Here is a 25,018-nt window from a genome sequence, read left to right as displayed (position 1 = left end):
TTAAACTATATACCTCTGCTAGAGCCCATGTAAGCTGCTAATAGGGTTGCTTACTAAGCCACAATTGCTATAAATTGCCAAAAATTGCTGTAATTTTGCCCAAAATTTATAGGAGTGAGTACCCAAATTAAGTTTGGCACCGATGGATGGCGTGCCATTATTGCCGACACCTTTACCAATGCCAACGTTGCAAAAGTAGCTACCGCCGTAGCAAAATGGCTTAACCAAAACCACAGCAACCCGTCTGTAACCATTGGCTACGACTGCCGTTTTGGTGGTCAAATGTTTGCCGAGGTTTGTGCTAAAATAATAGCCGAAAAACAAATTAAAGTCTATTTGTCGCCCAATTTTGTATCAACGCCAATGATTTCGTTGGCCACTTTACACTTAGGCGCGCAATGTGGCATTATGCTAACTGCCAGCCATAACCCACCAAGCTATAATGGCTTTAAGCTAAAAGCCCATTTTGGCGGCCCGGCAACGCCCCAGCAAATTGCCGCCGTTGAAGCCTGCTTGCCTAATGATACTGCAAATAATGATGCAGATGATGCCATTTTAATTCCTACAGACCTTGAGCCCTATCTACAAAGCGGCCTAATACAGTATTATAATTTTGATGCCTTATACCTGCAAGCCGTTCAAAAAGGATTTAATTTAAATGCTATAAACCAAGCCAATTTACAATTAGCCGCCTGCGCTATGTTTGGAGCGGGGCAACAAATTATGCGGCAACTTTTTCCCAATGCGCTCTTGCACCAATGCACCTACAACCCCTCGTTCGAGGGCATAAATCCCGAGCCTATTGCTAAAAACCTAAGTTCGTTTTCCCAAGCTATACGCCAACACACTCACCCAATTGACCTTGGCTTTGCTACCGATGGCGATGCCGACCGCTTAGGCTTAATGGACGGAGAAGGCAACTATATAGATGCACATCATCTAATACTACTGTTAATCCATTACCTATTCCATTACAAACAACAAACTGGCAAAGTGGTAGTAGCGTTTTCGGTAACCGAAAAAGTGAAAAAACTATGCCATGCTTATAATTTGCCCTATCAAATTACACCCGTTGGCTTTAAATATATAGCTCAAATAATGACTACCGAAAATGTATTGGTTGGCGGCGAAGAATCGGGCGGGGTAGCCGTAAAAGGCCATATTCCCGAACGAGACGGCGTTTGGATGGCTTTGCTTATTATTGAAATGATGGCAGAGACAAAAAAAACGCTTCAACAGTTAATAAACGAAGTTTACGCTATTGTGGGGGCGTTTGCCTATAACCGCAGCGATTTACACCTTACCCAAAATCAAAAAGAGCGCATTTTGCAACAATGTCAAACTGCCGGATTTAGTAATTTTGGCCCCTACAAAGTGCAGAAAACTGAAACTATTGATGGCTATAAATATCACCTTAGCGATACAATGTGGACAATGATTAGGGCCTCGGGCACCGAGCCACTATTGCGTATTTATGCCGAAGCGCCTACCGCCAACGAGGTCGAAATTTTATTATCGACAGTACAGCAACAACTTTTGGCAATTTAAACAACTTGATTTGTGATTTAAGCTTGTTAACTGCTTTTTTTGTCCGGATAAAAATAATGATGGTATTAAAATTGGTTTTTGCGATATGGCCGCCCCAAAACAAGCTGAACTTCTCGTTTTTATCCGGATAAACAAGTGGAAAGGCAGGCTTTTTATTGGCAAACTGCTATTGTTTTTATTTCTTTCCGGATGTTTTTTTAGCAAGTCCGCTATCCTAGCTCAAACAAATGCCATTATCGCTACTTCTAATTATAAAACAAAAAAACTAACCCTACTACAGCCAGCACCAAAACCCAATAAAACCCGACTATGGTTTGTGGCAGGCGGCAGTACTGCTACTTACACTGCCAGCATGGTAATGCTTAACAAAACATGGTACTCGCAATACCCGCGCACACAATTTCATTGGTTTAAAGATTGGGATGGCTGGATGCAAATTGACAAGGCCGGCCACGCTTGGACAGCCTATTTTGAAGCCGAATACTTAACTAATTTGTACCAATGGGCCGGACTGTCCTTGCCCAAAGCAGCTTTGTTAGGTGGCGGCACCGCCCTTGTTTATCAAAATGGCATCGAATTGCTCGATGGCACCTCGGTTGGGTGGGGGGCATCTCCGGGAGATATTGCGGCTAATGCTTTGGGCGCAGCTGCCCACACTATTCAAGCATTGACATGGCGGCAACAGCGCATCCGGATAAAGTTTTTTTCGCACAAACTTAATTATGGCCATTACGGCCCAGCTGTGCAAGCAAGGGCTTTAAGTTTGTATGGCCAATCGTTGCCCGAGCGTGTTTTAAAAGATTATAACGGCCAAACCTATTGGGTGTCGGCAAATCTTAAAAGTTTTGCCCCCCGCGCAAAATGGCTTCCAAAATGGCTAAATTTAGCCGCCGGCTACGGCGTTGAAGGGCTGTTGGGCGCACAAAAAAACAGTTGGGAAACACCACAAGGACAAACCATTAACGCCCCACATATTGTTAGGGTACGGCAATTTTACCTCTCGCCTGATATTGATTTGAGCCGTATTAAAACTCGGTGGCGAGGTGTAAATATAGCTTTAAATATGTTGAATATTATTAAAATACCAGCCCCGGCTATTTCGTTAAACAGCAAAGGGAAATGGCAATTTTACGGATTGTATTGGTAATTTTGCACCAAAGTTTTTTATGTCTCTCAATTTTTTATACTTAGCCGCCCTTACTCAACTGCCTAATATTGGCAACGTAACCGCTCGCACCCTAATAAGCTACTGCGGCAGTGCCGAGGCGGTATTTAAAACCAAAAAAGCCACCTTACAAAAAGCCCCGGGCATTGGACCTAAAATTGCCGATGATATTGTAAACCTTGGAAAATCTGCCCTGCAACGCGCTGAAACAGAACTGAATTTGGCTCAAAAAAATGGGGTTACTTGCTTAGGTTTTACCGAACCCGACTATCCGGCAAGGCTTAAAAATTGTTACGATGCGCCAATACTCCTGTATTTTTCCGGAAAAACACCTGCGGCACTGCATCAGCCCCGGGCTATTAGTATTGTAGGCACACGCCTTGCCTCGGCTTATGGCAAAGCCGTTTGCGAAGCCTTAGTAGCAGCATTAGCCCCCTACAACCCGCTAATAGTAAGCGGTTTGGCCTTGGGAATTGATGCCGCCGCTCACAAGTCGGCCCTGCAACACCAGCTAAATACGATAGGCGTACTTGGGCATGGTTTAGATGAAGTTTACCCGCGCGAACACAAAACATTAGCTCAAAAAATACAACAGCAAGGAGGGCTGCTTACCGAGTTTATGACCAAAACTCTGCCCGATAAAACCAATTTCCCGCGCCGCAACCGCATTATTGCCGGCCTTACCGAAGCCACCCTGCTAATTGAAACAGCAAACAAAGGCGGCAGCATAATTACGGCACAATTAGCCCGCTCGTACCACCGCGAAGTAATGGCGGTGCCCGGCCGCGTGGGCGACGTGTACTCGAGTGGCTGCAACATGCTTATTAAAGCCAATATTGCCTCGTTAATTGAAAATGCCAAAGACGTGGTGGCAATACTTAACTGGCCTGAAAACCCCAATGCACCAACACAACCCACAAAACAAGCCCTGTTGTTCGATTTAATGCCAAACGAACAAACAGTAATGGTTGCCTTGCGCAACGAAAATCCCCAACATATTGACAAACTTGTGCAAACAACACAAATGCCACTGCAAACACTTAGCGGTATATTACTTAATTTAGAATTAAACGGACTTATAAGAACGCTCCCTGGAAGTCGCTATGAGCCAGTTTGATTAAGGCAATTTTGGTGCAAATTTTTCCGGATGCTTTATTACCCGACGGCTAATTATGATAAGAGTTGATTTGCCTTTTAGTAATTAACTTTGCCAAGAAAAAATCAGATTAATATCCCTAAAGACATACTTTGCACGTAGTAAAACCAGTATAAATAGGACCTCAAAAAAATATGCCACCGAATTTTTGCACCTAAATAACCTACTCAAATGCACACGCCCCCACCATTGCCCCCACCCAACGAGGAAACTGCTAACCCTGACGATGCGCAACTGCTACAAGCTACAATGCAATTAGTTTGCACCGATTTTGAATTGAACCAACAAGAATCCGTTGTTCAACACCAACAACAGGGCTATAACGCAACATGGGAAGTGCTTTGCCATTGGTTAGGAGGGCAAATTGCCTGGATGTTACAACATAAACCAGGCGTTTTTTTTCAGGCTTTGTATCGTTTAGATGTGCAAGAAAAATGGGTGCGGCAGGCATTTAGGCGTTTTTCGGGGCAGGCGCTTCATTTGTCCTTAGCCGAAATTATATTGCAACGCGAAATGAAAAAAGTACATACCCGTAAACTGTATAAAAACGAGAGAAAAAGAAATAATTCAACAAGCAGTAATTATCCGGATGATGAAACGTGGTAAACACAATCCGGCAGACATTTATTTTTAAGCTTGCATAACAACTCCTAAAATCGTTAATTTACAGCACAAATTGTTTTGTTTTAGCAACGCACAAAAAACCAATATATTGTGTAATTTTGCCCTTTTAAATTGGCAGAATCAAAATTTTTATTAATCAAAAACATAATAATAACTACTACTAACATGAAAATAACAACCCAAACCTTAACCATAAATGGAATGGGCTGCTCAAATTGCGCTAAAAGCATTGAAACCGCAGTTGCCGGCATCGTTGGTGTACAAAGTGTGGCGGTAAGTTTTGAAGAAAAACAAGCTGCCGTTACCTTTTCGGGCGAAAACGCCATATTGCAAACTATTATACAAACCATTACCCAGCTTGGATTTGAAGTTGTGGCTACTACGGAGGTAAATTAGGAACCGCATAACAGAAACAATATTAAAACAAAAGCCAAACACCTAAAACATGGCAAAAATATACCAACTAACTTGTACTTTGCAGATACATCATGATTGGCAAAATTTTTCGACGGAGGAAAGAGTGCTTTTTGGAGCGACCAAAAATACTTGCCAGCATGCCTACGCGCCTTACTCACAATTTAAGGTTGGTGCCGCAGTTTTATTGGCTAACGGCAAAATATATGTAGGCAACAACCAAGAGAATGCCGCCTACCCAAGCGGGTTGTGTGCCGAGCGGGTAGCTGTTTTTCAGGCAGCGGCGCTAAACCCCAATGTGCCAATCACCGCAATTGCCATAACCATTCAATACCCTGAGGAGGAGGAGGAGGAAATGGAGGGAAGCGTTAATACCGTTGCTTCGCCTTGTGGTGCTTGTAGGCAAGTGCTTGCCGAGTACGAGCAGCTTTATGCCCAACCGATAAAGCTTTACTTATTAGGCCCGCAACAATGGGTGGGTGTAGTAAATTCGGTAAACGAATTATTACCTTTGTGGTTTACTTCTGATATGATAAAACAGTTTGCAGACCATACGGTAAAAAACACGTAAACAAACAAACTAATTTAACAATAATAACAGAAAACAATATCAAATAATTTACTGGTATGCGTATTGTGCGAAAAATTTTTTTATTTGCCATCCTTGTGGGTTTAATTGCCTTTTTTGGTTATTACCTTTATTGTAATATTACTTTTAGTGAAGGAACGCGGGCTGGTACGCTTCTTAAAATATCGAAAAAAGGGTATTTATTTAAAACTTACGAAGGTGACTTGAACACCTTGCCAACGGGAGTTATAAGTAGTGCGCCCGATGGTAGTATGCCGCATATTTGGCAGTTTTCGGCTTTAAACGAAAAGGTTTTTAAGGAGTTGCAAAAATATGAGGGCAAGAACGTTGTGTTGCACTATAAACAAAAAATTAAAACATTTCCGTGGCAAGGCGATACCAATCATTTGGTTTGGAAAGTAGATGGCGCAGAGAATAACAATACACCTCCGGCAACGCAAAGTTCACCTCCGGTTACTCCAACTCAGGCACCGCCACCAAATACAAATCCACCAACTTCTGCACCGCCGAATACACAAGGCAATGGAGGTTAGATAAGATAAGTAATATTAACTGTTTGATTACGTTGTAAGTCTTGTAGCTTGTTTGCATGTTCCACCCTTTAGGCAAAACTGGCTAACTATTTTTAATCCGGAAAAAACTTAGCAGCGTGTACTGTTAATTTTTGCCTGTTTTAATAAAGTCGTTATTTACCAAATTGGCATGTCAAATTTTAGAACCGAAATAACCTGCTCTTTTCCACAACTTAATTTTAATTACCATACCCCTTTGGTGTTTTTAGGCTCGTGTTTTGCACAAAATATATCGGCAATAACGGCGCAAAATAAACTGCCCAGCTATACCAACCCTTTTGGCATTTTATACCACCCCATTGCTATTGCTAATGCTTTACAAGTTCTGTTAAAGCCCACTTTGTTTACCCCCGCCGATTTATTTGTAAATACTAATGAACAATGGGCAAGCTGGGCGCATCATGGTTGTTTTTCGCATAGCGACCAACAAATTTGTTTGCAGCAAATAAACAAGGCTATTACGCAAGGGCATCAAGCCATAAACCAAGCCAGTGCTTTAATAATTACCCTTGGTACGGCCTTTGCCTGGCAACATAAACAAACCAATCAAATAGTAGGCAACTGCCATAAAGCACCCCACGAAACGTTTAATACCCAATTAAGCAATATAGACGAAATGGTGGCTGCCTTGCAAACAAGCCTACAAAACTGGCTGCAAGCCAACCCAAGTTTGAAGATAGTACTTACCGTTAGCCCCGTTCGGCATTGGCGGCATGGTGCGGTAATAAATGCCCATAGTAAAGCCCTTTTAATTGCTGCCGCCCATAAGCTTTGCCAACAAATTAATACTACAACAAACCGCGAGACGGCTGTTTATTTCCCGGCCTACGAAATAATGATGGACGATTTGCGCGACTATCGTTTTTATGCTTCCGATATGTTGCACCCCTCCGAAACAGCCATTCAATACATTTGGCAACAATTTTACACAGCCTGTTTTAATGTAGCCCAATGCACCCCTATTATGCAGGCTGTAGAAGCCATAACAACCGCAGCCCAACACCGGCCACGCACTGCCAAAAGTAATGCCCACCAAATATTTTGCCAACAACAATTAAAAAAAATAGCTATTTTACAAACACAATATCCGGCACTTAATTTTGAGGCCGAAATTGCACATTTTAATCAGTTTTTGGACTAATACTGATGGTACAAACTTTATAAACCAATATTAACTCCGCCTTGTATAATTAAACCCGGAAAACCATTTAAATAACCATAGTTATACCCTTTGTCTTTGTATTTTTGGTATAACAAATCGTACAAAACAGTTAAATTGGCCGATGCCTTACCTCCTAAACTTTGCTGGTAGCCAGCACCAACGGGTAAGCGCATTACAATTTCGCGACCATCTTGCAGCGAGTTTTTATAGCTCATTATATTGTACTCGCCGTGTAAAAACAAATTAATACGGTCAATGGGGTATAACCTATTGTAAACGCGGCCACCAAAAGCATTAAACGAACTTCCGGTTTGTTTGTAATATTCAAAACTTGGGCCTAAGCCCGCCTCATATTTATTGCTAAAATAATAGCCAATAAGCGGAGCTAAGCGCAGGTAAATATTATTGTTGTAAAAATTAAATCCTATATCGCCCCCAAAAGTAAAACGGCCTTTGCGGTTGGGGGCATCGCCGTCATTACTGTTGTAGGGCGTGTCGCGTTCCTCAGACGAGGTTGGGGTACTTTTTGGTTTTGTTTTGCTTTGGGCCAAAACTGGCTGGGTATATAAGGCAAAAGCAACAGCAAACAGGGAAGCAAAAACAATAAAAAACCGCTTTTTCATAAGACTCATTGTAGTTTAATAATTTTTTAAAGCGTAAAATTAAGGCAAATCTAAGTTTTATTTTGATGGTATAAACAAATTATTTCCCACAGTTAAAAAGATAAGTTCAAAAACAGTTTGTTTTGACTTTAAATGTTTAAAAAATATTTTCCGGAATATTTGACTATATTAACAAAATTATGTTTAGTTTTTGGGTATCTTTGCACTTCAAAAAAATTAAATCTATCAGGAGGCATTTTTTTATTGCCATATTTTTAGATTTTACTTTGTTTTGTATTTGTAAATTCATCGAATTAATAAAACCGAATTTTGTTGTTTGCGTATATTAATAAACAATAGCCCCCAGTTTATAAAACTTATAAATTTTTGTTACTCGAAAAGACTTGGCCGTAACTTTTGGGTTAAGTCTTTTTATATTTTAGCACTAAAATAAGCATCCGTTTTTTTCCGGAGCAATTAAATATAAAATTACATAGTCATTATTTATTATACACACGGCTGTCCGCGTGGGCAGTTAAAACAAACCTTAACAATTAAGTATTTATTATGAGTTGGCAAGCTCACACGCGAACCTTCGATTTTGGAGATGGTCGCACCTTAACTATCGAAACCGGCAAATTAGCCCGGCAAGCCAATGGCGCAGTTGTAGTGCGCATGGGCAAAGCAGTAATATTAGCAACAGCCGTTTCGAACCCCGAAGCATCACCCACGGCTTCTTTTTTTCCACTTTCGGTTGATTACCAAGAAAAATTTGCAGCCAATGGCCGCATTCCGGGTGGATTTTTAAGACGCGAAGGACGGTTGTCTGATTACGAAATTTTAATTAGCCGCTTGGTTGACCGCCCCATTCGCCCCCTTTTTCCGGATAATTTCCTAAACGAAACCCAAATATTAATTTATCTTATTTCGTTCGATGAGGAGGTACTAACCGATGCTTTGGCCGGATTTGCCGCCTCGGCAGCCCTTACCCTGTCGGATATTCCTTTTTTAGGACCAATTGGCGAGGTGCGCGTAGCCCGTATTGACGGCCAGTTTGTAGTTAACCCAAGCCGCAGCCAAATGGCTAATGCCGACTTGGATATTATGCTGGCCGCAACCGAAAAAGATATTATGATGGTAGAGGGCGAGGCCCAAGAATGTAGCGAAGAAGATTTAGTTGCCGCTATTCAGGCCGGACATGAAGTAATTAAGCGCATGTGCCAACTACAAAGCGAAATGGCTGCCGAAATTGGCAAACCCAAACGCGAAGTACCTGCCCCCGAAGACAATTCGGAACTTTATCAGACAGTTGAAACCTTTGCTGCCGAACGCATCCGGACGATTGCAAAGTCGGCCATGTCTAAGCAAGACCGCAAAGCAGCCCTAAAAACCATTCAAGACGAGCACAAAGCTTCACTTGGCGAAGAACCAGATGCAGATTTGCTTAAAGCCGTCAAAGAGTGTTTTTACAAGGTTGAAAAGCAAGTTATACGGGACGTAGTTTTAACAGACGGCATCCGGTTAGATGGCCGTACCACCACCGATATTAGGCCCCTCCACATGGAAATTGATTGGCTTCCGTCTCCACACGGCTCGTCTTTATTTTGCCGCGGAGAAACCCAATCTATAACAACCGTAACCCTTGGCACCAAAGATGATGAACAATTGATTGACCGCGCCGAAGGCTTATCGTACAGCAAATTTTTATTGCACTATAATTTTCCGCCGTTTTCAACCGGAGAGGCAAAACCTATCCGTGGTGTTGGCCGCCGCGAGGTGGGGCATGGCAATTTGGCCTTGCGCTCGCTAAAACAGGTGCTGCCCACCGAAGACGAAAACCCTATACCGTTAGGGTTGTTTCAGACATTTTAGAGTCGAACGGCTCGTCGTCAATGGCTACCGTTTGCGCTGGCTCGTTGGCACTAATGGATGCAGGTATTAAAGTTAAAGCCAGTGTGTCGGGTATTGCCATGGGTTTAATTACCGATGGCGAACGGTTTGCAATTTTATCGGACATATTAGGCGATGAAGACCACTTAGGCGATATGGACTTTAAAGTTACCGGAACAGCCAAGGGTATTTGCGGCGTGCAAATGGATTTAAAAATTGATGGTTTGCCCTACGAGGTTTTAACCCAAGCTTTGCTACAAGCCCGCAATGGTCGCCTGCATATTTTAAAACACATGGATGAAGTGATTGCGCAGCCCCGCGAAGACTACAAACCACATGCCCCGCGTATTGAAGCATTTTATATTGCATCGGAGTTTATTGGTGCAGTTATTGGCAAAGGTGGCGAGGTCATTCAAAAAATACAGCGCGAAACGGGTGCCCAAGTTAGTATTGAAGAAATTGAAGGCGAGGGTCGCGCAAGAGTTACCGTATTTTCGTCAAATTTAGAAGCCCTAAGTGCTGCAACCCGCTGGGTTCAAGGTATTGCCACCGCACCCGAAGAAGGTGCTATTTACGAGGGCGTAGTAAAAGGCTTAGAAACGTTTGGCGCTTTTGTTGAATTTTTACCCGGAAAACAAGGCTTGTTACATATATCAGAATACGATTATAAGCGCATAGATAAAATTGAAGATGTGCTTAATATTGGCGACACCATTCAGGTAAAATTGTTGGAGGTTGACCAAAGGTCGGGTAAATTTAGACTGTCGCGCAAGGCGTTATTACCCCGTCCGGATGGCTACGAAGAAAAAGAACGCCCACCGCATAATGGAGGTGGCCATAACCGCGACCGCGACCGCGACCGCAACCGCGACAATAGAGGTGGCCATAACGACCGCCGCCCGCCACGCCGTTAGTTTATAAAACACAGCCGTTAAGTAGTAAAATACAGTTTCAAATATTTTAATGGCTTGAGTTATAAAAACATTCAGAACCATACGTTTAAAAATATCCGGAATGGTTTTAAGTGGTCGGGGTTTCTTTACTCCGGCCACTTACTTTTTTTGTTGCTTCGTTAGCTTTTGGTTTCATTAAACTAAGGTGTAGTTTTTGTATTCGAAGGGGCGCCATCCGGTTTTATTTTCTATCCAAAGCAGTATTTTGTTTTTTATGGAAAGGCGTTGTTGGGTGGTATCAAAATTAAACTGCCAATTTTGTGCTGCTACTCTTTTTTGCATCGCCAAGGGGTGTGTTTGGGTAAATTTTGCCAAACTGTCAATTTGGTGATAGTTGTAATTAGGGGTGTTGGCTACGTGTTGTTGTACCCACTCGTCTGAATGCCACAATTTGTTAAAAGTTTGTTGTTTTAATTGCTGTTGCTGCGGGTGTTTAACCCATCCGTAGTGGTAAATGCTTGCATTTGCGGGCTTTACTTGCAATTTTTTGCCATTTATCCGGAAACCCTGCGCATCGCCCCACGAACTAACGCCCTTTAAGTTGCGCACTACACGCACCTCGTGCCTATACCATCGTCGCGATGTGCCTATGTAATGGTAGCTGCCGTAAAAATGTAAATAGTCAAACAGCAAACCTTCTACTTTTTTGTTGTTGAGGTGTGTTTGCATAGAGTTGGTTAGGTGGGGTAAAAATTGCTCGTGCAGCACTTCGTCGGCTTGCAGGTACAAAGCCCAGTCGGCATCGGGGCGTATGGCTTGCAGGGCTTTATTTGTTTCGATGGCCAATACGCGCCCTCCTTTGCGCAGGCTTTCATCCCAAACAGAGTTGATGATTTTAATTTTTGGCGAGTCGATACTGCGCACCAATGCTTCGGTAGTATCGGTACTGTTGCCTAAGCAAACCACTACTTCGTCGCATAGTGGCAGCATAGAGGTAATGCTTTCTACAACGGGGTAGTCGTATAAAACGGCATTGCGTACAAAGGTAAATCCACTAACAATCATAATGAGCGGGCAAAAATAATGTTATTATGGTGGTTTGTGTTAATTAGTTGGGCAAAAAACGTTCTTGTAGTTTTGGGGTGGGCATCCAGCATTGATTTTTTTGGCCAAACCATTTATGTCTGTTCTTGGCAATAAAATTATAAACGGCATTGCGTATAAACGGCGGAACTAAAATAAATATATATAATAAAGGCCATAAGCCGCTTAAATGCCGTGCTACGCGCAAAGCAGCCGTTGAGCGGGTATAGAGCTGGTTTTGTTCAATTAGTAGAAATGTGTTAAAGGCTTGGGTTGGCAATTGATGCTGCGCTAAAAATTGCTGCCCAAATTTTGATTGTAGTGCGGCAAACTTAAATTTTTCCTTTGGGTCGTGTTTAATAACTTGTTGAACCGAGGTAGTACAAAGATTACAAACCCCATCGAACAAAATAATAAAAGGTGCAGGATACTGCGGGCTTGTTTGCATACAAATAATTAAGGAAGCGGTGCTTATAAAAGACAAAGCTACAACGATAAATAATACTATTTAGTTTAAGGTGCCACTTTAACTTTCGGATTTTTTAAGCTCCACTTTTTTAGTCTTTACATATAGCCAACCCAATACTACCTAAGCCGTGTTTTTGCCGTATTTTATCTAAGGCGGTATATAAATATTGGTGTTTTAGGTGTTGGTCGGCCTCAAAAATGGTAAGTTGTTGCTGCCGGCTTTGTAATGAGCTAAACCGAACACCTATTAAGCGCAATGGCATATTAGGCTGATAAGTTTTGCCGAACAAAGCTAAAGTGTTTTTTATAAGGTTTGAGTCGGCATCGGTTGGTTTGATACTTATTTGGCGGCCATAGGTGGTAAAATCCGGATGCCGGAATTTTAAGGCGATACAGCCGGCTAGTTTTTCCATCCGGCGAAGTTTAAAAGCCAATTTTTCAACCATCCGGATTAAATAAACTCTAAGTTGTTGTTCGTTGGCAATATTTTCCATAAACGTTCGCTCGTTCGATATAGATTTGGCAACATAGCTGTTAGTGCCATCTTCGCTGTCTTCGTCGTCGGCGGCAAGGCGTGTGCTGCCCAAGCCGTTGGCCCTGTTCCAAATTAAACTTCCGTGTTGTAAGCCCAAAATGTGCTGTAATTGTTGTTCGGTGCTTTGTTGTAAATTATCAATAGTAAAAAAATGGTGCTGCTGCAGCAAAATGGCTGTTTTAGGCCCCAGCATAGGTATTTTACTAATAGGCAGCGGAGCTAAAAAACTGCGCTCATGGCCATGGGGTACAAACAATTGGCCATTGGGTTTGGCCCGCCCGGTAGCTATTTTTGCCACTACTTTATTGGCGGCTAAGCCAAAAGATATAGGCAAGTTTGTTTCGGCTATAATGCGCTGCCGCAGGGCGGTGGCAATTTTATAAGCCCCAAAATAGCGTTCAAATCCGGTTAAGTCGGCATAAAATTCATCTATAGAAGCTTTTTGAAAATTAGGTATTGTTTGAGCTATAATATCGGTTACTTTTTTTGAATAAAGGCTGTAAACCCCCGGAGTTGATTTTACAACCACTAACGGCTTACAAATTTGCATAGCTTTGTACATGGGCATTGCCGACCTAACCCCGTATTGCCGCGCCTCGTAGCTGCACGATGCCACTACGCCCCGCCTGCTTGTTCCGCCAATGGCAACGGGCAAGCCAACTAAATTAGGGTTTAGCAGCCGCTCTACCGATACAAAAAACGAGTCTAAATCGAGGTGTAAAATAAAAGGCTTGGTATCCATTAGTTGCAATTTTTGGCAAAAATAAAAAAATTTTAGTAAAAAACAAAAATAATCATCAAAAAGTTTGCAAAATACCAAAATTTGTAGTATCTTTGCATCGTTGTTTAGTATTACAATAACTAATTATTATTCTCTAACCATAAAACATTTAAATTATATGCCTAAAAAAAAGAAAACAAATGAGCATCGCCTTGAGAATATTCACAAAAATTTTAGCTACATAAAGCTTAAATATGATTTGAGTCAAGATGAAATGGCGGCAAAATTGTCGGCACATTTGGAGGCTGGCAGTAAACCTGTATCCGGAAAAACGATTGGCCAGATTGAATGTGCCTGGCAATATCCTAGTTCAAAACTAGTTATCGCTTTGTCCAATTTTTCGGGTTATACTTTAGATGAGCTTTGGAAACTCAGCCTAAGCGACCACAATTTTGCCAAAAATCAGCCCGAACCTCACGCTGTAACGGGCTGGCGCGAAATTTTTCGCGAAACATTAGTCATCTCGGTTGGCCCCGATGGCAGAGAAAATATTATTATGGTACCCGATAAAGCAAGTGCAGGTTATGTAAATGGTTTTGCCGATACTGAATATGTAGAGACCCTGCCAAATTTTAGGCTGCCATTTATGCCCCACGATGTAACACTAAGAGCTTTTGAAATTAAAGGCGACTCGATGCCACCGCTACCAACTGGCTCAATTGTAATTGCCGAGTATGTTGAGCGTTGGCAGGAAATAAAAAATGGACACACGTATGTGGTGATTTCGCAACGCGAGGGTATTGTTTACAAGCGCGTTTACAATCACATAAACGAACGAGGTGTATTGGTTATGCGCTCAGACAACCCCATCTACGATGACTATGAATTGAGCATCGAAGATGATGTAAAAGAGGTGTGGCGTGCGCGCGGTTTTATAATCAAAACCAGCGACAACTTAGTGTCATTTCAGTTCAAAGTTGATTAATTAGTGCAAACAAATTAATTAAAAATGATTTGTTTAGTTGTGTAAAAAAAGGTTGTGCCAAATTGTTTTGTAACAAATCCGGATATAAAGTTTGAATTTATAATTTTACTAAATATCCGGATTTGGCTGGCCTTAGCTAATTAAGTTTTTAACTGCAAAGTAAAACAGCAGTTTTAATTATCCACATCAAGCGCCGAGTTTCTATCTCGGTCTCTATTCAGAAAATTTTACTTGTTTCAAAATTGTATAGCGCCCAATATAATTTATTTTTAACCCATTTCTTTTTATCTTATTATGCGTTTAAAGGAATTTTTGTTTGGATGTTTTTGCTTAAGCTTAAGCATTTCGCCGATTCATGCACAGTTAAATAGTTTTACTGGTGCTAATAGTTCAAATATGCAAAATGGCGGGCTATACCGCTACAACGAACAAGGGCAGTTTGAGGATATACATGCGGCAATAGCCTCCTTGCCATATTATATTTACAAGGCAGGCGAAGTAAACCTGTCTGAAGAAATTGTAATTAATTTTCCTGTTTACAACAAAGGCAACGAAACACTAAAAATCAATACTGTTGAAGATGGATGTGGATGTGGCGAGGTGTCTTTTACGCAAGGTGCAATTGCTCCGCAAAGTGTAGGTTTTATTAGCGTTCATTACGAACCAAATGCGTTAAATGAAGGCGATTTCTTAAAGCGATTGTATGTACAAACGAATGCTCTTGAGCCTCAAATTTTATTGTATATACAAGGCAGGGGAGTGTATCGCGAAAATAAAGAGGTTGAAGAAATACCGGTGTATGGTCCGGTTGAAATAGAATTATACGATTATTTAGTCGAAAAACATAATAATTAAATAAGGGTAATTTTAGTTAGTACTTTATGTATTAAGAGGTTTGCCCATGTAAATGTTTTATATTACTGGGCAACCTTTTTTGTTTAGAATTTTGTTGTTATTGTTGTCTTTATACTTGTAAACAAAATATAAATACAATGTGGCTAATTCATATAAGAACGCTTTACATTATAAATCAACTAATTTTATTTACGAAAGAAGTGGTCATTTCTTGGTTTGAAATACCCGTTAACGACATGTAACAAGCAATTAAATTTTACAAAATCGTTTTGGATTTAACGTAAATTCTAAGAGAGAGAGAGAACAGGCGAGACATTGTTTGTTTGTTTAATAACATAAAAAACTAAATGAGCGAGGCTCTAGTATTAAACCTACACGATTCGCCAAGTGCGAACAGCACTTTAGTTTATTTTTATAGGAGCTAACAACTTCATGAATCTATTTTGCGAATAGAAACTGCTTGAGGTAAAATATTATGACCTTGACTGAAGTAGTTGACGAGATTGGGAGTATTGTCTGGTGTTTAAATACCGAAGGTAAACGTTTTGCCTTACATGGTAGGCAGGTGATTAATGACAAGTTTAGGAAGACCCCACATCATCCAACTCATTTAACAAGTTGATCAGCTGTTTATACTTTACAACTCCAAGTTTTTTTTTACAATTGGTCTCAAAATTTTCTATCGCTTTCTCGGCAATTGCAACCACGTCCCAACCCTTTTTGGTTAGACGAAAAATTTTTGCCCTTTTGTCAGTTTCGTCATCTGTTTTTTCAATATGACCTTCCTTTTCTAGATATTCCACCAAATAACTCATCGACTGTTTGGTTATTTGGGCCTTGATCGCTAACTCCGTTAATCTTGATCCGTTTTTACCAATAAACTGAAAGACAATACCTTGCGCAGGGCGAATTTCAGGATAGCCTTCTATCGCAAGGGTTTCATGTATTTCATCGACCAATTGCTGAAACGGTTTGCGAAGTAATATACCAATGTTCATAAAAATAATTTTGCAAATTAGTCAGATATTCTTACTTTTGTAGTCAGTTAATCTGACAAATGTAATTAAACTAAAACAACTTAAAAATGAAAATTAAAACATTCCTTATTTGTTGGCTGCCAACCTTCGTAATTGTATTTGGACTTAATGGTGTTTTCCATGGACAATTAGCAGCAAATTTCTTTGATTCCAATCTCAATCACCTTGCACCTGCTATTCGCAAAATGAGCGATGTAAATCCGCTGTGGGTTGCATTACTTGATTTTATTCTAACTTTTGGTATGACTTACTTTATCTGTGTGAGACAAACGGGTAAAATTAATTTAATCAATGCTGCTTTTGCGGGGGGGCTAACTAATTTGATTGCATCAGGGACTTGGAATTTTATAAATGCTTCCTTATTTAGTTGGCCGACAAATGTGATAACTGGCGACATTGCATGGCACATTTCATTAGGTGTTGTGGGTGGGTTTCTTATTGGTACAATTTACAACAAACTACAAAAGATATACACCCGTTAGCACAGGTTTATTCAAATATTACACTCAATAGTAAAAGATACACTGTATCTTGCTATCAAACATTTGTATTTAGTGATGGTGTTGTGCTCTAAGTCGGGCACATGGTTAAGCTCTAAACCGTCAGACTAAAGTAACGCTGATGTGTACTATGTAATTGCTGGCATTTAATACAAATTGAGTTACAAAATAGTTTAAAGATAAATTCTTTAAACTTCCGGAAAAGGCTTATTTTGAATGACAACCTATCAATACCATAGCCCACCGCTTTTGAACGGCTGTTTCATCAACGGAAAAACCGTGAAGAAAATTGGCGTATAAAATTCTGTTTGAGCAAGGCTAGATGAATTAATTGGACTAATACGGTTATCACTTTGGTATAATTTAAGTTTGATTCTGTGTGTTTGTACAAAACTTGAAAAGGCTGCCCTTTTTGTTTTCGGACAGCCTTTTCTATTAATTAATAGCATTTATTAAAAATTACCTATGCTATGTTTTTATGTTTGCCTGTTTGTTCGTTTGTTTTAGTAGCATGATTTGAGTTGACTGCTGGTTTTAACCGGTTTGAAGCATAAGCCATTAGAATTGAAAAGGCTACTCCGGCGCCTATTACCCACCACCATCCGGCTGTGCTTGTTTCGGAAGGAAGAATAACTAATTCAAACTCATTTAATACAAAATCTTGGGTTTGATTATTTAAAGTTTCCTCTCCGTTTGTAGCGGCGTAAGATAAAACACCATTAAAAGGTTCGTTTGCTAAAATTTTTACCCGCTGTTTTAAAGTAATTAAATCGCCTGATAAAAGTGTGCCATTAGCATTAACTTCATTGTCAATACTAACTGGTTGAGCATCTATTAATTGAAAATTTGGAGATGCCGCTAATTGAACTTGCAATGGATAATTATTTTCAGTAGCAGTATTAATGTTAGGGGCATAAACAGACCATCCCTTATATAGTTGACCTGTAATTTGGATTTCATAAATTCCGGCATTAACAGCAACCGGCTGTAAATGAAAGGACCAAGTAACCGGATTTGCGGGTAGTTCTGTTGCCGTTTGCGCTGTTTCTTCTTCGCTTTCATCTTGCTTTTTAGTGGTTTGAGAATCAGTTCCGGCAACGCCACTACCGTCGTTGGTAGTATTCGTCTTGGCCTCAATCTCTTTAACTTCTTTGTCTGCTTTTTGTTTTGTTGCTGTTTTATTTAATTTAGAAGCAAAAAAACTTGGCATATTAGCGGCAACTAAATCGTTGGTTTTTTCTATATCTTCAACTCTCTCACGATTAACCACATTTTTACGTTGAGAAAGGCCATATTCTTGATCTAAAGCACTTTTTTTGGATGCAGCAGTCGTATTGATTTTTGAACTACTATTTTTAAAACTTGTACTATTAGATGTTGGTAAAAAATCTGCGTAGTCTTCGTCGGCTATTTTTTGTTGTAATTCAAAAGTAAAAGGTTTTAATTTGGGCGGCAAACATTCGCGGTCGTTACACGCCATAAATTCCACGTTACCCGAAATAGTTTGTGTGGGCTGGTGTGTGCGAACACGTTGAGTAATTTTAAGTTTGTTTGAATATTTTTTAATATCTTTTTCAATGTCCTTGTCGAAGTAATCAATTCGAGTTCCGGACTCTTGAACAGCTCCAACTAATTCAAAGTTGTTGCTATTATTAAAAATAACCTTTGTTGGAACGGCAGGTTTGGGGTCGGTATCTTTTGAATAAATAAACCACTGGTCTTCAATGTCAGCAATAAAATTGAGTACAAACTCATTGCTACCAACTGACTGATAAGTAAAATTCCAATTTACTGGATTTTTAGTTTTGTTGTTATTATTATTGCCAAATAAAGCCGCAGTTTTTTGTTGCTCTTGTTTAGAAACGGCAAATAAGGTATATGTAGTAAATCCTAAAAATAAAATTAGTAAAAAAGGCAACCTAAGTTTACTAGTAAGGCGGCTTTTTCGGGGAGCATCTGAGTTCATTTTTTAATAAATTTAGGTGTTAGCCAAACTCTAAAAAACCATTAAAAAAGGTAAATTTAAGGTGAAAGCAAGGAGGTAAATTTAATTAAAATAAAGCACTATATGGCTAAGAAAACACTAAAATTGTTGAAACGAGAGCGAAAGGTAATACAATTTTTGTTTCGATGTATCATTTTGGCTTGTTTTTTATGCACATTCCCAATAAAAAAGCGTGTGGTGTTAAAAAGCAAAATGTGCATAACTTTGAAAAAATCCTCAAAAATGCCCAATTTAAGGCAAATTTTAAAGAATTGAGTGTGGATAAGTTTACTTTATGGGCCAATAGTTAATTCGAAATATTCTGTTGTAGTAGGGTCGCAACTTTTTTTGTTGCAAGTAGTAAAAACAAATTTACCTGCAACTGTCTGGGCGCTAGCTAATGGCTGCGGCAACTGAATTTCGCTTTTAAACAATATTGAGTTTTTGTAGGTGTTGCAAAAGGCATTTTTAATTGTGCCCGACCGATCAAAATAGGGGTCGGGGTTGCCAATTTCGGTTGCGGGCAAACTAATGTAGTTCAATAGGAAAGGCGAGGTTTTTTCTTTGTCGATAATTATTTGCGTAGCTGCAAAAACGTCTTTTTCACATAATTGCGAATAGGTATAATAGCCGGGGTCAATCATTACCTCCCAGTTTAAAACGTAATTTGTAGGCGATATTTGTGTTGGATAGCTTGAAACCTGCGCATGTTGAAGTGATGCACGGCTGCAATTTAAAGCATCATCCGGATAATTTTCCAAAATTACCTGCTTTGTTCCTATTAAATAAACAAATGGAGCAAACAAACTTAAAGCAACAATGTATTTAAAGTAGAATAATATCATAATTAATAGCTATTGTTTTGATTGGGTAGTGATTAAAAAACAACAAACTACTATGATTTGCTTCCTTAGGAATTGGTTTAAAATGTAAACCAAAATAAATATAAATTAGACTTACTTTACTTATTCGGAAATGACAATATTGTATTTGCCTGCGAATTTACGGGCCAGTGCTTTTTGTTTGTTGTCTAAATCAATTTTTCTTCCGGAAATATAGGCTTGTTCTACTTTGCTACTGCGCATATCTAATAAATCTCCAGAAACGATTAATATATTGGCATCTTTGTTCACTTCAATGGTGCCTGTTTGATGGTCAATGCCTAAAATTTTAGCGGCGTTATAGGTAATTGCTGAAAGGGCTTCTTCCTTGGTTAGGCCGTAAGCAACAGCGGTGCCGGCTTCAAAGGGTATGTTTCGCATATCCCAAAAGGCATCGCCGGCAGCTCCGGCAGACAAGCAAAATAAAATTCCGGCATCATTTAACATTTTTGGCAGTTTGAAGGGTTGGTCAATATCTTCGTCGGGGCGGTTGGGTAAATTATGGGTGCGTGCTATAACAACGGGCACTTTATTGGTTTTTAAAAAGTCAAGCGCCATCCAAGCATCGCTACCCCCACAGATAACAATTTTAAGGCCATAATTTTGGGCCATGTTTACCGCGTCTATAATTTCTTTTATATTGTTGGCATTAACAAAAATTTGTTTTTGACCGCTAAAAAGGGGGCAAAGTGCTTCAAGTTTTAAGTTTTTTGCACGGGTGGTATTAGTGTTGTTATTATCAATGCTGCTGCACCATGCCCGTGCCTCGTCTAAAAGTGTGCGGATGGCATTAACGCCCTCCATATATTTTTTATTTGGCTCAATACCGCCTTGTTCGGCCCACCATCCGGTAAAAGTTGCCACCGATGGCCAGTTGCAATAAATGGCATTATCGGCCTTATAAATTGCATCCTCCCAGTTCCAAGCATCTAACTGCATAATGCTCGATTGCCCAGGCATTAAGCCACCTTGCGGTACAACCTGTGCCAATAAAATGCCGTTTGAGCGTACGGTGGGTATCACCCGCGAGTCGGTATTATAGGCTATCGCTGCTCTAACGTTGGGCTTTAGGTCTCCTACTTCGGCAAAGTCGTTAGTGGCGCGCACAGCCCCAATTTCGTTAAGACCGATAGCGCTATTTGCGGCAATAATACCCGGATAAACCTCTTTGCCCGAAGCATTTTCTATATGGGCATTTTTAGTGTCAATACTGCTGCGCTCGCCAACTGCAATAATTTTACCGTTTTCGAAAACTACTGTTCCGTTGTTAATAATTTTGCCGTTGCCAACATGAACGGTGCCACCTACAATGGCAATAGCTTGTGTTTGCGCTGGGGCCGGGGGCGGCACACTGGGCGCTTGGGCAAATAAACACAACGAAGCATTAAAAAAAACAAAATACAAACATGCTTGTAAAGCTAAACGCATAACGAACAAATTATTAAATTGGTAAAAATATGGAGTTATGGAGTAAAAACGGATTTAGCCCATAAAGCCTATTTAATATTTATAGGCAAGGCAAAGTTACCGTATTTATTTTGTTTCTCAGATAAACGCCGCGCAAATTTAACACTAACCAGTATTTATAACACTAATATTAAAGGCTTTAATTTGAATTGTAAAAAATTAGCAGTGTAAACAAATCTTAGGCATCACCTTTTAGGTGTAAGGTTTTTTGATTTGGCCGTAACTTCGTCTTTTAATTTTTGTTTGTAGGCAATAATTTTATCGCGGACGGTTTTATGATGTACCGATATAATTTGGGCGGCAAGAATTCCGGCATTTTTAGCCCCATTTAGTGCAACGGTAGCAACCGGAACCCCTCCGGGCATTTGTAAAATGGAAAGCACCGAGTCCCATCCGTCAATTGAATTGCTTGATTTTATAGGTACGCCAATTACCGGCAACGGCGAAATAGCTGCAACCATTCCGGGCAAATGTGCTGCGCCGCCGGCTCCGGCAATTATAACTTCAATACCTCGTAGGTGGGCGTTGGCGGCAAATTCAAATAATTTTTCGGGGGTACGGTGCGCCGAAACAATATCAATTTCATAATCAAGGCCAAAGGTGTTAAGCATATCGGCGGCTTGTTGCATAACGGGCAAATCCGAGTCAGAGCCCATTACAATACTCACTACTATATTTTTGTTCATAACGATTTTACTTTGACGAGTTGTTTTACTTTTTCGGCTTTTTGCAGTGCACTGGCTACCGTAGAGGCTAATACTGTTACATGTCCCATTTTCCGGAAAGGTTTTGTTATTTGTTTCCCGTATAAATGTATTTTAACGCCTTCTATGGCCAAACACTCGTTTAGTCCTTCGTAAAGAACGGGGCCTTCGTAACCTTCGCCGCCCAATATATTTAACATAACCGATGGGGTTTTAAGTTTGGTGCTTCCCAAAGGTAGGTTTAAAATGGCGCGTAAATGCTGCTCGTACTGCGAGGTTACAACACTTTCGATGGTATGGTGGCCGCTGTTATGAGGTCGCGGGGCAATTTCGTTTACTATTACCTGGCCTTTTATATTTACAAAAAACTCAACGGCAAGTAATCCCTCCATTTTTAGCAGTTCAATGATTTGGCTGGCGTATTTGATGGCTTTTTTTTGCTGCTCGTTGGTAATTGCCGAGGGGCATATTAATAAATCTACTAAATTTGCTTTGGGGTCAAAAAGCATTTCGACTACCGGATAAGCTTTGATTTCGCCTGCATGGTTTCGGGCTACAATAACGGCTATTTCCTTTTCAATATCAACTTTTTCTTCTACAACCGAAGCATCCGGAAGCAATTTATTTAAATCGTTTTCATTATTAACAACCACCACTCCGCGCCCGTCATAACCGCCTTTTCGCAGTTTTTGAACGAACGGATAATTTATTTCGCCCGTATCAAGAGCCGATAAAATTTGGCCGGTTGTTTCGTAAATATTAAAATGAGCAGTAGGGAGGTTGTGCTGGTGGTAAAATATTTTTTGAAGTCCTTTGTCTTGTATTAGTGCCAATATTTCGGGGCTGGGCAATAGGGTGTGTCCTTCTGACTTTAATTTTTTAAGTGCCTCTATATTGATGTTTTCTATTTCAAAAGTTAAAATATCTACCATTTTTCCAAATTTATAAACCGCGTTAAAGTCAATATTACTGCCCTTAACGTAATGCGAGGCAATACCCCGGGCAGGGCAGTTTTCATCGTTGTCTAAAACATAAGTTTCAATATTCCATTTGCTTGCTTCTTGAATTAGCATTTTTCCGAGTTGCCCACCCGATATAATGCCTAATTTTAAGTTTGATTTTGCAAGATTAGCTGTCATAAAAAAATTACCTTATTTATATTTTGTACTTAGGTAGTCAATAGTTGTGTTGTGTGAAAAAAAACGCGAGGCAAGGTTGTTGTTGCTTAACCCTGCCTCGCTATAAATAAACTAATTAGTATGCTTTGTGCTATTGTTTTTATCTTTTCCGGATAAAAAACTATTCGTTTGTATTGTTATTGTCGGTTTCAACAGCCTCAATTGTTGCCTCTCCTTTTTCGTTCTCATTCTCATTCTCATTCTCATTATTGTTGTTGGCGGGTAAATCTTGTTGAGGTGCTGTTGTAGCAGGTGGTGGGGTGTTTTTAACCTCGTCAAGTGCTTTTAATTTGGCCATAAGTTCGGCAACTTCTTCTTTGGCCCGGTTTATATTGTCTTTAATACCTTTAATAAGTGGGCTGTCGGATTTAGCATTTTTAAAAAAGCCCATATTATTTTCGTATTGGGTAATATCTTTTTGTAGGGCTTCAATTTTTGAGTTAATTATTGCCTGTTCGCGTCTAAACACTTGGTTGGCGTTACTGCCATGTTGTATATCTTCAAGTTTAGTTTTGTAGTTTTTGGTTGATTTTTCAACTTTTTCGCCGCGAACAAGTGCATATTTTGCATCTAAAGCCTTATTATAACGTTTGTTGATTACCTCTTTTTGCTCAAACGGAACTAAGCCGATTTTATTCCATTCGGCACTAAAATCGCGCAAGGTTTTAAAGTCGTCGGCTGTACTACCGCTCAATTCTAAGGCCTCCAAACGTTCAATTAGTGCTTCTTTTTGTTTTAGGTTTTCTGCGTGTTCGGCATTTGAAGTTTCGTTACTTGCCTTTTTAGCTTCAAAAAACGAGTCGCAGGCAGTTCTAAAACGTTCCCATAGTTTGTTCTCCTGGCTTCTTGGGGCTGGGCCAATAGTTTTCCATTCTTTTTGAAGGGCAACTAATGTTTGAGTTGTTTCGCGCCAGTTGGTATCGTTTTGCAGTGATTCGGCTTTTTCGCAAAGGGCAAGTTTTTTTACTCGGTTTGCTTCGCGTTCATGGTCAATACCTTTGGTGAACTGTTTGCGATTTTCAAAAAACTCGTTACAAGCATTTCTGAATGTTTGCCATATTTCTTCGTTTTTTTCCGAAAATCCAATATTTTTCCAAGCTTCCTGTATTGCCTGAACCTTGTCAATCAAAGCACCCCATTCGTTCATAGTTTGGGGTTGTTCGGTTAATATGGCTTGTATTTGACCAATTAACTCTTCTTTAGCCGTAAGGTTAGTTTTAAGTTCTTCTCGGCGGCCTTCAAAAAAGGTTTGTACGTCGCTAAACACCTTATCCGAAAGGGCGCGGTATTCGGCATTAAAAGTTTCGCGCAGGTCTTGCGGAATCGGACCAATTTTATTCCACTCGCTTTGAATGCGGCGCAGTTTTTCCGATTTTTGAGCCGGGGCCAAATCGCTGGCATCTAATTCTTGTAAATCGGCCATTAATTTTTGTTTGGCTTCAAGGTTTTTCTTTGAATCCAAATCTCTAAAATCGCGCAACATTTCAACCTGGCTAAAAAACTGCACTAATTGAAATTTGTAATCCGACATTATGGGTTTGTACTCCTCTAAAGTTATCCGGCCAACGTTTTTCCAACGCGCCTGAATATCTTTAAGGCTTTCAAATGCTTTGGTTATATTTCCTTCGTTTGCAATTAGGGCTTTTAGCTCGTCTAAAATGGCTATTTTTTCGGTTAAAAATATTTTCATTTTAGCTATTTCTTCAGCTTTGCGGGCGGCAGCGGCGGCTTTTATTACCGTCATTTTTTCAGAAAACTCGGCGAGCAATTCTTTAAAGCGCGGAAAAATATCGTCTTGGGGTGCGGTAAACTCATCCGGATTTCCACCTTCTTCGACAAACTGTTTTTTTAGATTGGTAAAATAAGTCTTCGAAGCAGCATAGTATTGTTCCTTTAATCCGGAAATATCGCGGCGTAGGGTTGTCAATCCCTCTTCTTGAAGCAGTTCTTCAATTCGGGCTACAATTTTATCTCTCATCATGATGCAAAAATGCGCTAAATAATA

22 protein-coding genes and 1 pseudogene are annotated in these 25,018 nt (G+C 40.1%); 12 read left to right on the top strand and 11 right to left on the bottom strand.

Annotated elements, in window-relative coordinates; all coding sequences use genetic code 11:
- Positions 1-108 precede the first annotated feature (108 nt).
- The 8 genes from IPI59_02200 (at position 109) to IPI59_02165 (ending at position 7,209) form a co-directional block, all read left to right on the top strand.
- Positions 109-1,548, top strand: a complete 1,440-nt coding sequence (locus IPI59_02200) for a phosphoglucomutase/phosphomannomutase family protein (GenBank protein ID MBK7526377.1) — start codon at positions 109-111, stop codon at positions 1,546-1,548.
- An 85-nt stretch (positions 1,549-1,633) separates the two neighbouring features.
- The gene (locus IPI59_02195) at positions 1,634-2,695 is read left to right on the top strand and encodes a DUF2279 domain-containing protein (GenBank protein ID MBK7526376.1); all 1,062 of its coding nucleotides are present in this window, start codon (positions 1,634-1,636) and stop codon (positions 2,693-2,695) included.
- A 19-nt stretch (positions 2,696-2,714) separates the two neighbouring features.
- Positions 2,715-3,830, top strand: coding sequence for a DNA-protecting protein DprA (dprA, locus tag IPI59_02190; GenBank protein ID MBK7526375.1), 1,116 nt, complete (start codon positions 2,715-2,717; stop codon positions 3,828-3,830).
- Between the two features lie 210 nt (positions 3,831-4,040).
- Positions 4,041-4,475, top strand: coding sequence for a hypothetical protein (locus IPI59_02185; protein MBK7526374.1), 435 nt, complete (start codon positions 4,041-4,043; stop codon positions 4,473-4,475).
- Positions 4,476-4,658: 183 nt separating this feature from the next.
- Positions 4,659-4,889, top strand: a complete 231-nt coding sequence (locus tag IPI59_02180; GenBank protein MBK7526373.1) for a heavy-metal-associated domain-containing protein — start codon at positions 4,659-4,661, stop codon at positions 4,887-4,889.
- A gap of 49 nt (positions 4,890-4,938) precedes the next feature.
- Positions 4,939-5,478, top strand: a complete 540-nt coding sequence (locus IPI59_02175; protein MBK7526372.1) for a cytidine deaminase — start codon at positions 4,939-4,941, stop codon at positions 5,476-5,478.
- A gap of 56 nt (positions 5,479-5,534) precedes the next feature.
- Complete coding sequence (locus IPI59_02170) at positions 5,535-6,029, top strand: hypothetical protein (GenBank protein ID MBK7526371.1); 495 nt, start codon at positions 5,535-5,537, stop codon at positions 6,027-6,029.
- 169 nt (positions 6,030-6,198) lie between these two features.
- Positions 6,199-7,209 (top strand): GSCFA domain-containing protein, encoded by a 1,011-nt coding sequence (locus tag IPI59_02165; GenBank protein MBK7526370.1) that lies wholly within the window; start codon positions 6,199-6,201, stop codon positions 7,207-7,209.
- 17 nt (positions 7,210-7,226) lie between these two features.
- Here the strand turns inward: IPI59_02165 and IPI59_02160 are convergent, their stop codons facing one another.
- The gene (locus IPI59_02160; GenBank protein MBK7526369.1) at positions 7,227-7,853 is read right to left on the bottom strand and encodes a hypothetical protein; all 627 of its coding nucleotides are present in this window, start codon (positions 7,851-7,853) and stop codon (positions 7,227-7,229) included.
- A 546-nt stretch (positions 7,854-8,399) separates the two neighbouring features.
- On the opposite strand from IPI59_02160, the pseudogene IPI59_02155 reads away from it, so the two are divergent.
- Positions 8,400-10,636, top strand: a pseudogene (locus tag IPI59_02155) (polyribonucleotide nucleotidyltransferase).
- Between the two features lie 174 nt (positions 10,637-10,810).
- Here the strand turns inward: IPI59_02155 and IPI59_02150 are convergent.
- The 3 genes from IPI59_02150 to IPI59_02140 form a co-directional block, all read right to left on the bottom strand.
- Positions 10,811-11,680, bottom strand: a complete 870-nt coding sequence (locus IPI59_02150; GenBank protein ID MBK7526368.1) for a glycosyltransferase family 2 protein — start codon at positions 11,678-11,680, stop codon at positions 10,811-10,813.
- Positions 11,681-11,723: 43 nt separating this feature from the next.
- Complete coding sequence (locus IPI59_02145) at positions 11,724-12,146, bottom strand: thiol-disulfide oxidoreductase DCC family protein (GenBank protein ID MBK7526367.1); 423 nt, start codon at positions 12,144-12,146, stop codon at positions 11,724-11,726.
- A gap of 109 nt (positions 12,147-12,255) precedes the next feature.
- The gene (locus IPI59_02140; protein ID MBK7526366.1) at positions 12,256-13,443 is read right to left on the bottom strand and encodes a DNA polymerase IV; all 1,188 of its coding nucleotides are present in this window, start codon (positions 13,441-13,443) and stop codon (positions 12,256-12,258) included.
- 157 nt (positions 13,444-13,600) lie between these two features.
- On the opposite strand from IPI59_02140, the gene IPI59_02135 reads away from it, so the two are divergent.
- Together IPI59_02135 and IPI59_02130 are read left to right on the top strand one after the other, a co-directional pair.
- A complete protein-coding gene (locus tag IPI59_02135) occupies positions 13,601-14,407 on the top strand; it encodes a S24/S26 family peptidase (GenBank protein MBK7526365.1) in 807 nt (268 codons plus the stop codon).
- Between the two features lie 294 nt (positions 14,408-14,701).
- Complete coding sequence (locus IPI59_02130) at positions 14,702-15,262, top strand: DUF1573 domain-containing protein (protein ID MBK7526364.1); 561 nt, start codon at positions 14,702-14,704, stop codon at positions 15,260-15,262.
- 581 nt (positions 15,263-15,843) lie between these two features.
- Here IPI59_02130 and IPI59_02125 read toward each other — a convergent pair.
- Positions 15,844-16,260: a winged helix-turn-helix transcriptional regulator gene (locus IPI59_02125; protein ID MBK7526363.1), complete on the bottom strand. Its 417-nt coding sequence runs from the start codon at positions 16,258-16,260 to the stop codon at positions 15,844-15,846.
- A gap of 86 nt (positions 16,261-16,346) precedes the next feature.
- On the opposite strand from IPI59_02125, the gene IPI59_02120 reads away from it, so the two are divergent.
- Positions 16,347-16,781, top strand: coding sequence for a DUF2177 family protein (locus tag IPI59_02120; GenBank protein MBK7526362.1), 435 nt, complete (start codon positions 16,347-16,349; stop codon positions 16,779-16,781).
- Positions 16,782-17,262: 481 nt separating this feature from the next.
- Here IPI59_02120 and IPI59_02115 read toward each other — a convergent pair whose 3' ends face one another.
- The 6 genes from IPI59_02115 to IPI59_02090 form a co-directional block, all read right to left on the bottom strand.
- Positions 17,263-18,765: a hypothetical protein gene (locus IPI59_02115; protein MBK7526361.1), complete on the bottom strand. Its 1,503-nt coding sequence runs from the start codon at positions 18,763-18,765 to the stop codon at positions 17,263-17,265.
- Positions 18,766-19,076: 311 nt separating this feature from the next.
- Complete coding sequence (locus tag IPI59_02110) at positions 19,077-19,628, bottom strand: hypothetical protein (protein MBK7526360.1); 552 nt, start codon at positions 19,626-19,628, stop codon at positions 19,077-19,079.
- Positions 19,629-19,748: 120 nt separating this feature from the next.
- Positions 19,749-21,092: an amidohydrolase family protein gene (locus tag IPI59_02105; GenBank protein ID MBK7526359.1), complete on the bottom strand. Its 1,344-nt coding sequence runs from the start codon at positions 21,090-21,092 to the stop codon at positions 19,749-19,751.
- A gap of 224 nt (positions 21,093-21,316) precedes the next feature.
- Positions 21,317-21,817 (bottom strand): 5-(carboxyamino)imidazole ribonucleotide mutase, encoded by a 501-nt coding sequence (gene purE, locus IPI59_02100; protein ID MBK7526358.1) that lies wholly within the window; start codon positions 21,815-21,817, stop codon positions 21,317-21,319.
- Positions 21,814-22,974, bottom strand: coding sequence for a 5-(carboxyamino)imidazole ribonucleotide synthase (locus IPI59_02095; protein MBK7526357.1), 1,161 nt, complete (start codon positions 22,972-22,974; stop codon positions 21,814-21,816). Before IPI59_02095 ends, purE begins: the two co-directional genes overlap by 4 nt.
- A gap of 160 nt (positions 22,975-23,134) precedes the next feature.
- Positions 23,135-24,994, bottom strand: coding sequence for a DUF349 domain-containing protein (locus IPI59_02090; GenBank protein ID MBK7526356.1), 1,860 nt, complete (start codon positions 24,992-24,994; stop codon positions 23,135-23,137).
- Between the last annotated feature and the right edge of the window lie 24 nt (positions 24,995-25,018).

The organism is Sphingobacteriales bacterium (assembly GCA_016706405.1).
Classification (GTDB): Bacteria; Bacteroidota; Bacteroidia; order Chitinophagales; family UBA2359; genus BJ6.
The sequence above is the reverse complement of the archived record's forward strand: the minus strand, read 5'-3'. Positions and strand labels throughout refer to the sequence as shown.